Origin of the sequence: Malacoplasma muris (genome assembly GCF_046774425.1) — a bacterium.
In the GTDB taxonomy this organism is placed as follows: Bacteria; Bacillota_I; Bacilli_A; order Mycoplasmatales; family Mycoplasmoidaceae; genus Malacoplasma; species Malacoplasma muris.
Genome location: NZ_CP177248.1, coordinates 545,836 through 561,166, shown reverse-complemented (window position 1 = coordinate 561,166; position 15,331 = coordinate 545,836). Strand labels below are relative to the sequence as shown.

At 21.7% G+C, this 15,331-nt stretch carries 16 protein-coding genes, 1 tRNA gene, 1 other RNA gene and 1 pseudogene; 12 read left to right on the top strand and 7 right to left on the bottom strand.

Features of this window, described 5'->3' with window-relative positions:
- Nucleotides 1-29: 29 nt before the first annotated feature.
- From ACLFO7_RS02250 to ACLFO7_RS02210, 9 genes and pseudogenes are all read left to right on the top strand, one after another.
- Nucleotides 30-935, top strand: a complete 906-nt coding sequence (locus ACLFO7_RS02250) for a PfkB family carbohydrate kinase (RefSeq protein ID WP_412031897.1) — start codon at nucleotides 30-32, stop codon at nucleotides 933-935.
- Nucleotides 936-939: 4 nt separating this feature from the next.
- Nucleotides 940-1,869 carry a pseudouridine-5'-phosphate glycosidase gene (locus tag ACLFO7_RS02245; RefSeq protein WP_412031896.1) on the top strand — a complete coding sequence of 310 codons (930 nt, stop codon included), beginning with the start codon at nucleotides 940-942 and terminating at the stop codon, nucleotides 1,867-1,869.
- A gap of 65 nt (nucleotides 1,870-1,934) precedes the next feature.
- Nucleotides 1,935-2,633: pseudogene (locus ACLFO7_RS02240) on the top strand (deoxynucleoside kinase); the annotation flags it as partial.
- A gap of 338 nt (nucleotides 2,634-2,971) precedes the next feature.
- Nucleotides 2,972-3,457: a glutathione peroxidase gene (locus ACLFO7_RS02235; protein ID WP_412031895.1), complete on the top strand. Its 486-nt coding sequence runs from the start codon at nucleotides 2,972-2,974 to the stop codon at nucleotides 3,455-3,457.
- Between the two features lie 267 nt (nucleotides 3,458-3,724).
- The gene (locus ACLFO7_RS02230; protein WP_412031894.1) at nucleotides 3,725-4,327 is read left to right on the top strand and encodes a YqeG family HAD IIIA-type phosphatase; all 603 of its coding nucleotides are present in this window, start codon (nucleotides 3,725-3,727) and stop codon (nucleotides 4,325-4,327) included.
- A complete protein-coding gene (locus tag ACLFO7_RS02225) occupies nucleotides 4,314-5,384 on the top strand; it encodes a GTPase (RefSeq protein WP_412031893.1) in 1,071 nt (356 codons plus the stop codon). The genes ACLFO7_RS02230 and ACLFO7_RS02225 overlap by 14 nt, the downstream gene beginning before the upstream one ends.
- A gap of 11 nt (nucleotides 5,385-5,395) precedes the next feature.
- Nucleotides 5,396-6,568, top strand: a complete 1,173-nt coding sequence (locus ACLFO7_RS02220) for a nicotinate-nucleotide adenylyltransferase (protein ID WP_412031892.1) — start codon at nucleotides 5,396-5,398, stop codon at nucleotides 6,566-6,568.
- Between the two features lie 2 nt (nucleotides 6,569-6,570).
- Nucleotides 6,571-7,287 carry a 5'-methylthioadenosine/S-adenosylhomocysteine nucleosidase gene (gene mtnN / locus ACLFO7_RS02215; RefSeq protein WP_412031891.1) on the top strand — a complete coding sequence of 239 codons (717 nt, stop codon included), beginning with the start codon at nucleotides 6,571-6,573 and terminating at the stop codon, nucleotides 7,285-7,287.
- Between the two features lie 9 nt (nucleotides 7,288-7,296).
- A tRNA-Trp gene (locus tag ACLFO7_RS02210) sits at nucleotides 7,297-7,371 on the top strand.
- 143 nt (nucleotides 7,372-7,514) lie between these two features.
- Here ACLFO7_RS02210 and ACLFO7_RS02205 read toward each other — a convergent pair.
- The 4 genes from ACLFO7_RS02205 to ACLFO7_RS02190 all read right to left on the bottom strand — a co-directional run bounded on the left by ACLFO7_RS02205 (nucleotide 7,515) and on the right by ACLFO7_RS02190 (nucleotide 9,916).
- Nucleotides 7,515-8,015: a hypothetical protein gene (locus ACLFO7_RS02205; RefSeq protein ID WP_412031890.1), complete on the bottom strand. Its 501-nt coding sequence runs from the start codon at nucleotides 8,013-8,015 to the stop codon at nucleotides 7,515-7,517.
- A gap of 111 nt (nucleotides 8,016-8,126) precedes the next feature.
- Nucleotides 8,127-8,645: a hypothetical protein gene (locus tag ACLFO7_RS02200; protein WP_412031889.1), complete on the bottom strand. Its 519-nt coding sequence runs from the start codon at nucleotides 8,643-8,645 to the stop codon at nucleotides 8,127-8,129.
- A 76-nt stretch (nucleotides 8,646-8,721) separates the two neighbouring features.
- Nucleotides 8,722-9,078: a hypothetical protein gene (locus tag ACLFO7_RS02195; RefSeq protein WP_412031888.1), complete on the bottom strand. Its 357-nt coding sequence runs from the start codon at nucleotides 9,076-9,078 to the stop codon at nucleotides 8,722-8,724.
- Entirely contained in the window at nucleotides 9,065-9,916 is an 852-nt protein-coding gene (locus ACLFO7_RS02190) for an alpha/beta fold hydrolase (RefSeq protein ID WP_412031887.1), read from the bottom strand. Before ACLFO7_RS02190 ends, ACLFO7_RS02195 begins: the two co-directional genes overlap by 14 nt.
- Before the next feature lie 452 nt (nucleotides 9,917-10,368).
- On the opposite strand from ACLFO7_RS02190, the gene rnpB reads away from it, so the two are divergent.
- Nucleotides 10,369-10,712, top strand: an RNA gene (gene rnpB, locus ACLFO7_RS02185) — RNase P RNA component class B.
- 148 nt (nucleotides 10,713-10,860) lie between these two features.
- On the top strand, nucleotides 10,861-11,532 hold the full coding sequence (truB, locus tag ACLFO7_RS02180; protein ID WP_412031886.1) for a tRNA pseudouridine(55) synthase TruB: 672 nt from the start codon (nucleotides 10,861-10,863) through the stop codon (nucleotides 11,530-11,532).
- 218 nt (nucleotides 11,533-11,750) lie between these two features.
- Here truB and ACLFO7_RS02175 read toward each other — a convergent pair whose 3' ends face one another.
- Nucleotides 11,751-12,005 carry a hypothetical protein gene (locus ACLFO7_RS02175; RefSeq protein ID WP_412031885.1) on the bottom strand — a complete coding sequence of 85 codons (255 nt, stop codon included), beginning with the start codon at nucleotides 12,003-12,005 and terminating at the stop codon, nucleotides 11,751-11,753.
- Between the two features lie 70 nt (nucleotides 12,006-12,075).
- Between ACLFO7_RS02175 and ACLFO7_RS02170 the strand changes: the two genes are divergently transcribed.
- Nucleotides 12,076-12,222 carry a hypothetical protein gene (locus ACLFO7_RS02170; protein ID WP_412031884.1) on the top strand — a complete coding sequence of 49 codons (147 nt, stop codon included), beginning with the start codon at nucleotides 12,076-12,078 and terminating at the stop codon, nucleotides 12,220-12,222.
- Between the two features lie 257 nt (nucleotides 12,223-12,479).
- On the opposite strand, the gene ACLFO7_RS02165 is transcribed toward ACLFO7_RS02170, so the two are convergent.
- A complete protein-coding gene (locus tag ACLFO7_RS02165; RefSeq protein ID WP_412031883.1) occupies nucleotides 12,480-13,832 on the bottom strand; it encodes an aldehyde dehydrogenase family protein in 1,353 nt (450 codons plus the stop codon).
- A gap of 128 nt (nucleotides 13,833-13,960) precedes the next feature.
- The gene (locus ACLFO7_RS02160) at nucleotides 13,961-15,247 is read right to left on the bottom strand and encodes a hypothetical protein (RefSeq protein ID WP_412031882.1); all 1,287 of its coding nucleotides are present in this window, start codon (nucleotides 15,245-15,247) and stop codon (nucleotides 13,961-13,963) included.
- Nucleotides 15,248-15,331 lie beyond the last annotated feature (84 nt).

Here is a 15,331-nt window from a genome sequence, read left to right as displayed (position 1 = left end):
AAAAATCATAATAAAGCTAGAGAAAAAGAATGAACAAAAAAATAGTTATTATTGGCGGATTAAATTTAGATATTTGTCATGCTATAAAGGATAATATTAAAATTAATGAATCTAATATTGGAGATATTAGTTTTTCATTGGGTGGTGTAAGTTATAACATATTTATTAATTTATTTAGGTTAAATGTTGATGTTGAATTTATTTCAAGTATTGGTGATGATTATTTTTCAAAATTAGCACTAAAAATGTTAATTAAAGAAAATGTTTCAATTGAAAAAATAAAAATAAATAATAAAACTTCTATGCCTATATATTCATATGTTTTGGATAATTGCAATGATATGTTTTTAGCAGTTAATGACATGAAGGCAATTGATTTTGTTAACATTGATTATATTAAAAAATTTAAAGACATTTTAGAAAAGGCAAGTTATATAATTATTGATACTAATTTAAAACAAGATGTTATTGAGTATTTATGTATTAATTTTCCAAATAAAATTTTAGTTGATGGTGTGAGTTATATTAAAGTAAAAAAACTAAAAAATGTTTTACAATACATTCATAGCATCAAAATTAATAAGAATGAATTAATTTCTTTGTTAGATAAAAATGAAGATAACATAAATATTTACAAAGAAATTAATTGTCTTTTAAATAAAGGATTAAAAAATATTTTTGTAAGTGATGGGCGTAATGGTATTTATTATAATGATGATTTAACTATTAAAAAATTAACTAATAAACCTTTTGAAGTAATAAATGCAAGTGGTGCTGGTGATGCTTTAGCAAGTGGCATTTTTTATGGAATAATTAATGACTTAAATAAATATGAACAAGTTATTAATGGATTAAAGATTGTTAAATATACACTATTATCAAATAGCTCTACTTCGCAAAATATAAGCGAAAAAATATTAAAAAAAGGAGGATAAAAATATGAGTAAAATTAGTCAATATATAAAATTTAGTAATGAAGTAAAAAATGCTTTGCAAAATAATTTGCCAATAGTTGCATTGGAATCAACAATTATTTCTCATGGGATGCCTTATCCAAATAATTATCAAACAGCAATAAGACTTGAGAAAATTGTTAGAGACAATAAAGCTGTTCCAGCTACTATAGCTATTATTAATGGTTATATTCATATTGGATTAGAAGAGCATGAAATAGAGTATTTATCTAAACCAGAAAATAAAAGTGAAATTAAAAAAGTTAGTAGAAAAGATTTGCCTGCTATTTTAGGATTAAAATTTAGTGGAGCAACAACAGTTGCTGCAACAATGATGATAGCAAATTTAGTTGGTATTAGAGTTTTTGCAACTGGTGGAATTGGTGGTGTGCACAGAGAAGCACAAATAACAATGGACATTTCAGCTGATCTTTTAGAATTAAGTAATACAAATGTAACTGTAGTTTGTTCTGGTGTGAAATCAATATTAGATATTGGATTAACTTTAGAATATCTTGAAACTCATGGTGTTCCAATATATGGTTATCAAACAGAAAAATTCCCAGCTTTTTATTTAAGGGATAGTGGATTTAAAGTAGATTATGTTATTGAAAATGCTTTAGATTTTAAGAAGATAATTGAAGCGAAAACTGCACTTAAACTAAAAGGTGGTCAGATTGTTGCAAACCCTGTTCCATTTGAATTTGAAATTAACCCTGAAAAAATTAATAATGCAATTAATATTGCATTAAATGAATCTAAAATGGCAAATATTACTGGAAAACAAGTGACACCATTTTTGCTTTCTAAAATTTCAAATATTACATCTGGTGATAGTTTATTAACAAATATTGAACTTGTGTGCAATAATGCTTATGTTGCATCTTTACTTGCAGTAGAACTTAAAAAAAATTAATTTTCTAATGTAAGAATGGCAAAAAAATTAATTAATTGTTTTGTCATCAAGCAAAAGGAGAGCATATGAATTTTTTTAAAAAGAAGCGAATTATTAGTACAGAAATTGGACAATTAAAACCTGATTTAAAAAAAATTAAAGTGTCCAATTCTATTGTTATTGGTGGAATGATTGCATTTGGAAAAAGTACATTGGCCAAAAAGTTGAGTGAGAATTTAACTGACTCAAAAGTTGTTTATGAGTTAAATGATGAAGATCAATTAATGACATTATTATTAGGAAAAATGTATGAAAGAACAAATAATGTATTGTATGGATCTGTGTTTCAATTATATTTTGTGTTAAATAGATTTGAAAATTATAAAAATAATTGTAATGACAAATACATTACTATTTTTGATAGAAGTATATTTGAAGATTGGTTATTTGCACATGAGAACATTATAAGACCAAGTGTATTTGGTTACTATGATAGCTTATGGAAAGATGTTGCAACAGAATTGATTTATGAACATGGTGTTCCAAAATTATATGTAATTTTAACTGGAACTTGAGAATTATTTAAAAAAAGAATTTTTGAAAGAAATAGAACTATTGAAATTGAAAATTTCAATAAAAATAAAACTTATTTTAAAAAACTTTTAGAAATATATGAAGATTATATGATTAATGTTTGTAAAGATTTTGGAATAGATTACATTTTAATTGATGCTTCAAAAGAGCTTGATGAAAAGTTAAACATTGTTTTAGAAAAGATAAAAACAATATCACAATTACATGAAAAAATGAATATACATGAAATTAATAAAATTGTTAATTTTGTAAAAACTAATGATTTAATTGTGGAACGAGAAGTTACTGCATTACCATCTTTCCCAAATAAGTTCATCAACTGTATGAATGAGATATTAAATGATATTGAATTAAATATTATTAATATGTTATATGGTATAGGACCATATAAGACTAGAAAAAATTATGATGAAGTTTCTAATGAAACAAACCTTAGTATTGCAAAAATTAAATGATATGAAAAAAATTCCATTAAAAAAATAAAAGATGCTACAAAAACAATAAAGTTTAATATGAATAGGAATTAATTATGTCAAATATTTATGATTTTAAAATGAAAGATATATTTGGTAATTTAGTTGATTTTAAAAAATATAAAAACAAAGTATTAATTATTGTAAATGTTGCAAGTAAATGTGGAAACACAAAACAATATGCTGATTTACAACAGTTTCATTCTATGTTTTTTGACAAAGGTCTTTGTATATTAGGATTTCCTTGTAATCAATTTTTTATGCAAGAACCTAAAAATGAAAATGAAATATATCAATTTTGCACAACAAAATATAATGTTGAATTTGAAATGTTTTCTAAAATTAAAGTAAATGGTCCAGAAGCATGTGAGTTATATAATTATTTAAAAGAATCATTTCCTTGAACTTCTAGAGCAAAAAATGTAAAATGAAACTTTGAAAAATTTGTAGTAGATAAAACAGGAAAAACAAGATATAGAATTGATAATAAAGATAGTATTTTAAATTATAAAAATGAAATTGAAAAATTATTAAATGAATAATTTTAATAAGAATGTTATAAGGTTTTTTATAAATATTATCTTTATATAATTTAATATTATAATTTGAATCTATTCACAACTATAAAAGTTGTGAATTTTTCTTATTTATTATGTAAAACATATAGAATTTGATAAATTTAAAATTTTATTTTCTGTGTAAAAAATATTAAATTAAAGTTATAAAATTTTAAACTATATATTAAAACTATTTAAATAACATTTATAAACTTATGTATTAAAATTATTAATAGTTTATTGGAGGCATTAATGAATTTTAAATCAACATTATGATTAAATTATTTAAGACCAAATTTATTTGTTAGAGATGTTTCAAAAATAAATTTGACTTCACTAAAAGCAAATGGTGTTAAATTAATTATTTGTGATTTGGATAATACATTAGTTCCTCATTTTAATAAGTTTCCTAATAAATTTGTATATGATTTTATTAACAATGTTAAATATGAAGGATTAAAAATAATTATTGCATCTAATAATACAAAAACAAGAGTTGAAAAATTTGTTAATAAATTACAAGAAACAACAACTATTGATGGGTATTTATATAGTTGTAAAAAACCTTTAGTATATAAAATAAAAAAATATTTAAAAGAGAATAATTTATCTCCTTCAGATACTGCAATAATTGGTGATCAATTTTTAACAGATATCTTTTTGGCAAATAGATTACAATCAAAAAGCATTCTAGTTATTCCAATGGTAGACCCAAACAAATCAACATCATATAATTTACTTCAAAAAATATTAGAAAAATTTATTTACAAAAAATTGCAATTAGAAAATACATCAATTCAAGAAGAAAAAAATGAAAGTGATTTTGAATATGAAGAAGAATATGAATTACTATAATAAAAAATGTTTGGGATGTGGGAATTATTTTTCAAATGATATTAATAATCCAACCTATGTAAAAAATGCAGATAGTACAACAAAATATTGTAAAAGATGCTTTAGATTGATAAATTATAATGAGCTTGATAATTCAAAAATTGACGAAAAGCAAATAATTCAAACATTAGAAAATATTGACTACAAAAATAATTTAATAGTAATGATATTAGATATTTTTGATATAAAAAATTCAATAGTTGAACAAATAAAAGATAAAGAAAACATTTTAGTTCTTGTAAATAAATTAAGTTGTTTACCAAAAACATTTAATAGGTATACAACATTACTTAAAATAAAAAATATTTTAAATGAAGAAAAAATTAATTTTATAGACATTATTTTATATGATTCAGTTAATAGTATGAATATAAGAAAAATAGATGATGTATTATTTAAATATTTCAAAAATAAGAAAACAATTTATATTGTTGGAAAAACTAATGTTGGTAAGTCTAGTTTAATAAATGCATTGTTAAAGTACAATAAAGTAAATAAAAAATTATCAACAAGTCCATTTCCAAATACTACAGTTAATTTATCAAAAATTGACTTAAATAAATATACATTGATTGATACGCCAGGCTATAAAAATATGAATTCAGTTATTAATTATATTGATCAAACTTCTATTAAACAAATATGTGATTTTAAAAAAATTATTAATAAAAATTTTTTAATAAAAGATAATAATCAAGTTTTTTTTCTAGAAAAGTTATTTTATATATCTGTTATTAATCAAAATGCTGGTTCAATAGGTTTTTATTGTTCTTCAAATATAAAGATACATAGAACAAAACAAGATAAAATTAAACAAATTTTGCAATCTAAAGAAATGAAATTAATAGAGTTTAAGAATGATGTTTGAAAAGAAAATAAATACATTTTGGATGAAAATAAAAAATATAATATTTTTGTAAATGGAATTTGTTTAATTTCTATTAAAAAGATTAGTAAAATAATTATTGGTGTCAATTCAAAAATAGAAATTTTTATAACAGAAAATGCACTTATTTAAAGGGGGTATAAATGAAAAAGAAAAAGATAATTATTTTTGGAGGTTCATTTGATCCCATTCATAAAGGTCATATAAAAATTGCTTTAAGAGCATTTAATAGAATAAAAGCAGATAAACTATTTTTTGTGCCTTGTAATAACCATCCACAAAATAAAAAAATGTCTGCTTCAAATAATGATAGATTAGAAATGATTCGTTTAGCAATTAAAGGATTTCCAAGATTTGAAATATGTGATTTTGAATTAAAAAGAAATGAAATATCATACACTATTGATACAATAAATTATTTCAAAGAATATTATAGTGATTATGAACTATATTTATTAATTGGATATGATCAATTAATAAACTTTGATAAATGAAATAGGTATCAAGAGATTCTAGAGAATTCTAGAATAATTTGTTACAAACGTTTTTTAAATAAGCAAAATGAAATAAATAATATAACAAATGATGAATTAAATACTAATGATAATAGTGTACAAGAATTATCTTTACAAAAAGAAGACAACAAAAAAATAAATATAAAGCATATTTCTATTGGAACTATCTTTAGAATAAATATTAGTTCTAGTAATATAAGAGTATCTCCAAAAAAAAGACATCTTTCTTTAGATGTTTTAAATTATATTAATGAAAATGGTTTATATGCTCTTGATAGATTGGAAAAAGTAATGAGCACTTATAGAATAGAACATTCTATAAGAGTTGCAGAAATAGCTGTAGACATAACAAAATCATTAAAATATTACCCTTTGTTAAAACAAGCATATGTATCTGCAATATATCATGATTATGCTAAGGAATTTAGTGAAAAATATCAAACTAATTTTTGAACATTGTTCAAAATAGGTTATTTGTTTAAATACAAGAAAATGTATAATAAAGAAAAAATAGAAAATAAACATCAAAATTTATGAAAAATTATTCATGCATGGTTAGGGGCATATTTAATAAAGAAAAAATTTTTCATTAATGATTATCAAGTTTTAAACGCAATTAGAAATCATACTATTCTTGAAACAGATGACAATATATTAGCTAAAATAATATTTTGTTCTGATAAATTGGATGTAAGGAAAGATGGTGAAATCAGTGATAGAAAAAAAATGTATGAATTATGTAAAAAAGATATAAACAAGGGATATTTAGAAATATTGAATAGATTAAAAAGGAATGATTAATAATGCTTGGAATTATTGTAGCAATGGATACAGAACTGTCTAAAGAATTTAAAACAAATAGAGATTGTTTTATTCATATGTCAGATAATAGAAAATTTTATATTTATGAAAACAAACATCAATCTGTTGTTTTATGTTTTAGTGGTATTGGTAAGGTTAATGCTGCAAGTGCTACAGCATATTTAATTAAAACATTTAATATAACACACATTATTAATATTGGAACTGTTGGTACTCATATTCCAAATATTAATATTTTTGACATATTATTAATAAATAAGTGTTATTACCTTGATGTTGATGTAACATCTTTTAATTATGAACTTGGACAAGTTCCAAAAGAAAAACCGTTCTTTGGTTTATCAAATTCTTTAAATCAAAATTTGATTGATTTATTTAATGAGCATGGTGTGTTTTATAAATTAAAAAATTTAGGTACAAGTGATTCATTTATTGACAGAAATAACTATTTAAAATTTAAAAATAAAAATTTTGAATTAGTAAGTTGTTTTGATATGGAATTAACAGCTATTGCTCAAGTTTGCAGTAAAAGTAATGTTAAACTAAGTGGTATTAAAATAGTATCAGATAATTTAAATAATATGAAAATTAGTAGTGAGCAATTTGATAGTGCACTAGTAAAAATTTCTTCAAAATTAACTGAAATACTTTTTCTTATACTAGATACAAATATATTATCTACAAATAAAGAATCATAACACTTTTATAGGGGTATAGTTCAAAGGTAGAACATTGGACTCCAAATCCAAGTGTTGTGGGTTCAAATCCTGCTACCCCTGCCATTTTTTATCAATGCGTATTATTGTTTAAGTATTAAATATTACTCTAAAAAATATTAATTAAATAATATAGTAGAACTTTTAGTTTACTAGCATTAAAAATATGAGATTTAATCATTACATAAATGTATTAAAATCTCATATTTTTATTTTTTCTTTTTTGATTTACTATGAACTTTGTTATTATAATTTTCAATAAAAAGTTTCATATCTTTAAATTGAATAAAAGCTTTATTTTTATTAAAAAAATTATCACACAAGTTATTGTATACACCTTTTAAAAATTCGTCTTTTATTCCAGGATCTATCCCATTATAAAAATCAATTATTCCATTAATTCCTATTTTTAGATTTTCAAAACTTGCATGGTCATATTCATATTTTGTAAATATATTAGGAATTCAATCATCCACTAAATCATTATAATAGTTTTGATCTTTAACAAATTGATCCACACTATCGTTTGCTTCATTCTCTATTCATCCAACTATTATTTTATTATTTGTCAAATTGGAAATAAATTCATTGTAATTTTGAAAAGTTTCTAAATCATCTTCTGTTGCATTGTTAGTTATTATGCAATTTCATATAGATGGTTTTTTCTCATTGTCTCTTCTATCTTCTGTTCAATATACAAAATATTTCATTGAGTTCTTGCCCCTTGTTATTTTTACACTAACATTATAATTATAAGAAATTTATAATCATTTTAAAAGTGTCAAAATACTTTTATTTATGTATTTAACTTAATAGAGTATTTATATAAGAGATAAATTAAATCGATAATATGTATTACCATCATCATGTGTTATTTTTTTAACAACTAAAGCTCCAAGATTGATTAATAGTTTATTCAACTCTATATTACTTCCTTTTGTAACCAATGACAATTGATCAAAATTTTCTTTTTTTGCATAGTTTATAGAATTGTGTATTATTTGTAATTCATATCCACTATTTAATGATTCATCAAAAAAATATTTAATTTGACTATCAATAATATCTATTTCTAAATTTATATTTTTCTTTATTAATACAATACCTACCAATTTATCATCTTCAATAGTTTTGCAAAGCAAAAAATGAAAAATATTAAAGTATTTTTTAAGTTGTAATTTTGGTTGGTTTATTAAATCAAGTCATTCTTGATTGTTTTCAATAGAAAGTAAATTATAGTCAAAATAATTCAAACTAATTTTATTTTTTTGAATGTGAATAAAATCTTTTAAATCATTTATATCAATTACTGATGGTTTTACTAATTTTACTGTAGCCATTTTTAATACCTATAAATAAATTATTTAGTACAAATATAATTATAAATAAAAACTTAAATAAATTAAATTGATGTAATTATTTTAAGATATATGATTCTAATCCACTAAATCTTATATATCTATATTCATATTTACAATGATTAATGTTATTTATTAGAAGATATTTTTTTCTATAGTTCTTATTATTTTCAAATCAATTAATAAAATCTCTCCTAGAAATTATTGTGATTTTTGTATCATCTCAAAATTTTGCAAGATTCTTTTTTACAAACAATTCTTTTTTAAATTCATCTATGTTTTCTATATTTAAATATATTATGTATCAACTATTACTTTTAAATATTTTGTTTAGTTTATATTTTTCTATTTTGAACACTTTTAATCTGTATCATCAAAAATTTCATAGAAATTTTAATAATTTATTTTTTTTCATTTTTTATAATCTTTCTTATATCTTTAATAAATTGCTCATGATTTTCTATAAAAAAAGCATGACCACAATTATTATAAGGATAAATTTCAACATTATCTCCAACTTGAGTTGATAGGTATCTGCCTACAATATAAAAATCAACAAGTTTATCTTTTTTTCCTAAAAATACATGGGTAGGAATTTTAATGAATTTATATGAATCATTTAGATTTTTTAATGATATTAAGTGTGTTAATTTAATTAAAATGTGAAATACGTATTTATGATTTCTTTTGTCAAAATCAATAAATTCTTTAAAATATTCTTCTTCGCTTCTACCAACTTTTTTTAAAGCATTTCTATAATCTACAAACAAATTATTTTGTAACTTAACAAATTGATTTTGGTTTTTGATATTAAACATAAACACCTTGTCAATAACACTTGGAATAGAAGCTAATGAATAAGGTGCTAATAATATTAAGTTTTTAATTCTTGTATTTTTTAATTCTTTATTAATAAGTACACTAATTGCAGCTCCTAATGAATGCCCTATTAACACAAAATTTTTTAAATCATTTTCTATTATATATTTAGTGATTAGTTTAGCCATGGCCTCTAAACTCAAATATTTTGTGGGATATTTAATATTTGGGTCATTTCCACACCCTGGAAGATTAAAACAAATACATTTATGTGTTTTTGATAAAACTTCATATATTGGTTCAAAGCATCTGTGATCTGTATAAAAACCATGAATAAACAAAATAATCTTATTATTTTTTTTATTGCCATATTCAAACACTTGTAAATATTTTAAATCTAGATTATCATTTTTACTTTTTGAAGAATTACTCATAATTAACCTTAATTTATAGTTTGTATTTATATGTTATTAGTATTATATTAATATTTTTTATAAAAAAAATATATATTTATTTTTTATCTTTTTTATTCATATTATTGATATAAGTCAATGCAATTAATTTCTATTATTATTTAGTCAAGTGTATTAAATTGAATATTATTAATTATTTAAATTATGAAATCATTTTGTAGGTCTATAAAAGTAAAAAAACATTGTATAAATTCTTATGAATATGTTTTTAATTAAAAATGTTTGTTATTAATAAACTAAATGGTATTAATCTTAAAAATATTTTAACACCTTGATAAATGAATAATAAATATAATTTACTACAGATTCATTAAATACATTACCATCTTTTTATATTTTAAAATTATATACTAAGTTTTTTATTAAAAAATTTAATTATTTTTAAATAATTTTGTTATCATTTCATATGAGTTAGTAAGAGTTAGTTGCTGCTTTATTTAGTAAAGTAGAGGAAAGTCCATGCTAGCATTGCCTGAGATGGTGATAGTGTTTGTGCAGATATATAAAAAATAAAATCTGATATAGTGAATAACTATAATGACAGTTAATAACCTAAGTTTTTTATAAAATATGGTGATTTAATTTAAAGTGCCACAGAGACGAGATTAAAGAAATTTAATTGTGAAACGCGGTAAACTCCACAAGCTAGAAACCTAAATTTTGGTAAGGGAATTTATTAACAAGAAATGAATTGTTAATAGAATGTAATTTGATACATAGATAAATAACTAACTAATACAGAACATGGCTTATTTTACTAATGCAAAAAAACTAGCAATTTTATATTGCTAGTTTTTTATTTAATACTTGTGATTTTAATAATTATATTTTAACTTTAATTTATATTTTAAATTTATGAAGAAAATTAATAATAAATTAATACAATTTTAATTGGTGAATTATTTATGGACAAAATTATAGTTATTAATAAGCCCATAGGGTTAACATCTAATGATGTTGTTCAAATTATTAAAAAAAGTTTTGGTTTTAAAAAAGTTGGACATGCTGGAACTTTAGATCCAAATGCAAGTGGAGTTTTAATATTAGGAATAAATCATGCAACAAAATTGCTAAGTTCATTATTATTAGATGATAAAGAATATATTGCTTCAATTCAATTTGGTTATTCTACAGATACATATGATATGGAAGGTAAAATAACAAATCAAACAAACAAAAAGATTGTTGTTGATAAAATAACCAATCATATAAACAATCTTTTACAACAAACAATTATTGATCAGACTCCTCCTCTTTATAGTGCTATTAAAAAAGATGGTAAAAAGCTATATGAATATGCAAGAAACAATATTAGTGTTCAAATAGAACCTAGAAAAGTTAAATTATTAGAAGCAAATATAATTTCATTTAATTTTGAGTCACAAATTCTAGAAATAAAATTAAAAGTATCTAAAGGTTTTTATGTCAGAAGTTTTGCAAATGACTTAGGTCTTAGTTTAGATAATTATGCAACACTTATAAAATTAATAAGAACTAAAAGTGGTAATTATTCATTAGAAGATGCAATAGATTTTGACTTTTCAAAATATATGAATAATAAAAAACTGGATACTTAAAAAAGTAATCCAGTTTTTTATTTTATTTATTAATTATCAAATCATGTATCTTGAGTACCAACAAAATCTTCTACAGTTTTATTATCTGTTGCTTCTCCAAATTTTGTATATTCTTCTTGCATTCTTGTATAATCTGCATTCATTTAGTTTTTGTTAGCTTCAGATGTGTTGTTAGATAAATTTAAGTTAGGATTTTTAGAATTTAATTCTGAATAGCCTTATGTATTATCATTATCATTTTGAATAAAGAACATAGGGATTTTTACACTAAATTTTTCAACTTTGTTTGTTGATGAATTTAATTTATAAATTGAAACAGTTTTTTCTTCAATATCATATTTTCTTGATGTTGTTACTCCCATCATAGAATTTTTAGAAACAACAAATTTTGATGTACTATTATTTAAATAGATTTCCCCATCTTTTGCGGTTCCTCCAAATGCAACAACTTTAATATTATTTATACCAGTCAAATTATTTAATAAATATCAATTTGTATCATATTGATGCTTTAATGAATTTTTTTCTAAAACTCTACTTGTAATGAATCTACCAGTTGTAGCATCATATAATTCAACATTTCTATTGTCTTTATGAGGTTGTAAAAAATCACCCTTTTTACCAATTACAGTTACATGAGTATCTGTTATTTTAATAACAGTAGATGTTCTAGAACCAAGATCTTTTTAAGAATCTTCATTAGTTATTCCTAAAAAATTGTATAATTGAACAATTTTTTCACTATTATTTGTTAAATCAAAATTTATTAATGATCATATAAAACTATAAATATAGGTTATAAATATAATTTTTGAATCATAATAAAAAATATTCATGACAGCTTTTTGATCATGAATATAAATTCATTATTATATGTTAAGATTTTAAATATGGAATTAAAATTATTAATTGAAAATTATTTTTTAAATTATAAAACTTTAAATTTATTAAATTTTCTTTTTTAAACTATTCAAATCTTTATATGGAGCAAATAAAAATTTCATATTTTTTTTAGCTTTAATAATTGTTTTATTGTAAGTAAACATGTTGTAGCTATGTTCAAACCTAAAAGAACCATGACCTGAATTTTTTACACCTCCAAATTGCACTTGTTTGTATATTTGAACAGCAGCATCATTTAATAAAAATGAATTTGATTCAAAATTATTTTCAATTTTTTTATAGAAAGTTTTGTCTTTGCTAAAACAATATATAGAGTTTGAACATCTATTTAATTTGACTCACTTTTCAATGTCTTCAAATTTTGAATATTTAATAAACAAAAATATTGGACCATACATTTCTTCTTTCATTAGTTCATTTTTAGTGTTTGTTACTTCTATAATTGTTGGAAAGAATTTTCTTAATTTTGGTTTATGTGTTTTTTGATAAATAATATTTTGATCTTTGGTTAATTGTACTAATCTATTAAATGCATTTTCATTGACGATACATGGTAAATTTATATCAATAGTATTTTCTGGAAATTGATTTTCGATGCTTTTTATTGTTTCTTTTAAAAAAGCATCATATATACTTTCATGAATTAAAAAATAATCAGGTGCTATGGACGATTGACCTGCATTTATTAATTTTGCTCATGTTAAAGTGTTAGCAGATTTTTTAATATCACATGTTTTATCTATAATTGCTGGACATTTTCCACCTAATAAAATTGCAGTTGGTATTAATCTAGAAGCAAATTTTTCACTAACAAGTTTCCCTATTTTTTGACTTCCTATGAATAAAACAAAATCAAAATTAAAATCAAATAAACCTGTTAGATTATCTTGAGCATCATTTATAACAAATACTTCTTCAACAGAAAAAACAACATTTATTAATTTTCTAATAACAATGTTTGTATTTCCAGCATATGGTGACAATTTTAATATTACTTTATTTCCAGATGAAAATGCTCCTATTATACTAATTAATGAAAATAAAATAGGATGACTAAAAGGAGTCATAATTAGGATACAACCATGTGGTCTTTTTACAATATAGTTCTTTGTATATCCATGTGTTTTAAAAGAATTTTTTATCTTTTTAGGTTTATATAATTTTTTTATATTTTTAATAAAATAATTTAATTCTTTTTGAACATGAATAATTTCACTATAATAAGATTCAAAAGGTGTTCTATTAAAATCTTTTTTTAAACTGTCATATATTTCATTATCAAATCTTTTTAAAGCTAATTTAAATTTTTTTAATTTATTAATTATTTTTTTTAAATTTATTTTTTCGTTACTAAAACTGTGTTGTTGTAATCTCAAAACATTTTTAACATTATACATAATATAACCTCAATGCTTCTATAAATTATATTAAAATAATTTGTTAATTAAGATTTTTTTACATCTATAGAATGTAATGAAACATTAAAAAAACTCCTTATTAAAAAGGAGTTTTTCAAAATATGTTTTTATTTAGTTGGAGTGTTGTTAGTTGTTTGTTTTAATCATGAAGTTTTGATTAATAACTTAACTTCAGTAATTTCTTGATTAGTCTCATTATTATTTGATTCTTTTGTTTCTACATTTTCATTAGGAGTATTAGAAGAACCAAATTTAATTATTACATCAAGAGTTTCAACAGTAGTAGATGGTGTTGAAGTTCCCCCTGTTGTATCTACAGTTGAAGGTTCATTATTAACTACTGTTTCTGTTACAGCAACACTTTGAACAGCAGTTGAACTTGGAATTGCTACCATTAAAATCTCATTAAGAGTTTCTTTTGAATTTATTTTTTTAACATCATCAATTGTTTTTTGTGATAATTTTGAATAATCAAAAGTTAAATCAATTCCATTAATCACTTGATCTGGAACATAGAATTCTGTAATGATACTACTAGGAGCAAAAATTGTCATTTCGTTTGTATTGTTTGTACTTGATTTAGGATTAGTGTTATTAGATGATGGAGTATAACTTAAATCTGATAATTTAATTTCATATCCTAATAATCCACCAAGTTTATTTTGATTTTGTAAACTAAATGCTTCTACTTGTTCAAAAATACTTTTTTCATTATCTTCTTTATCACCAATGTATAGTTCAATTAAATCGTCTATATCAGTGCTAAAATTTGAACTAGTTTCACTATCTTTCTTATCTGCATCAATTAACATTTTTTCAATAGATTTAATTTCAGCATATGTAGCAAATTGTGGCTTTAGTTGTAAAGTTTTTTCTTGAGTTTCTAAAACTTTTGTTTTTGATTCTTCATCCTTTTTATCACTATCAACTTCTTTTTCTACTTCATAAGTAACACTAAGAGTTGCAGTTAAAGTTTCAGGATTATAATTTTTTACTTCTATTTTTTCTAAGTCAGATTCTATTTCAATTTCAACATTTCCTGAATCAAATTCAGCTTCATATTCATATGTTTTAAAGAATTTAGTTAAAACATTATTGAAATCAGTTTGTAATTCATTTTGATCCAATGTTTTGAAAGTAGCTTGAGCTTCATTCATAGCGTTAGGGTTTGCATTAGGATCTAAAATAAGTGTTGTATCACTTGAAGTATTATCTGAAGATTTTAAATTTGTTGTTTTATTTGTTGTAGTAACTTCACTTTTAAATTTTTTTTGAGTTACTGTTTTAGCTTTATTTGTTGTATTATTTGTTGAACATGATGTTAGTGCAACAGGAATAGCTATTGCTGCTATTACAAATGGAAAAACATATTTTAAAATATTTTTGAATTTCATAGTTATTTTAATTCCTTTTTTTTATAATTTTATTTGTATATAAAAACTTATAAAAGTTCATTTTATAAGTTTGCCAATATATAT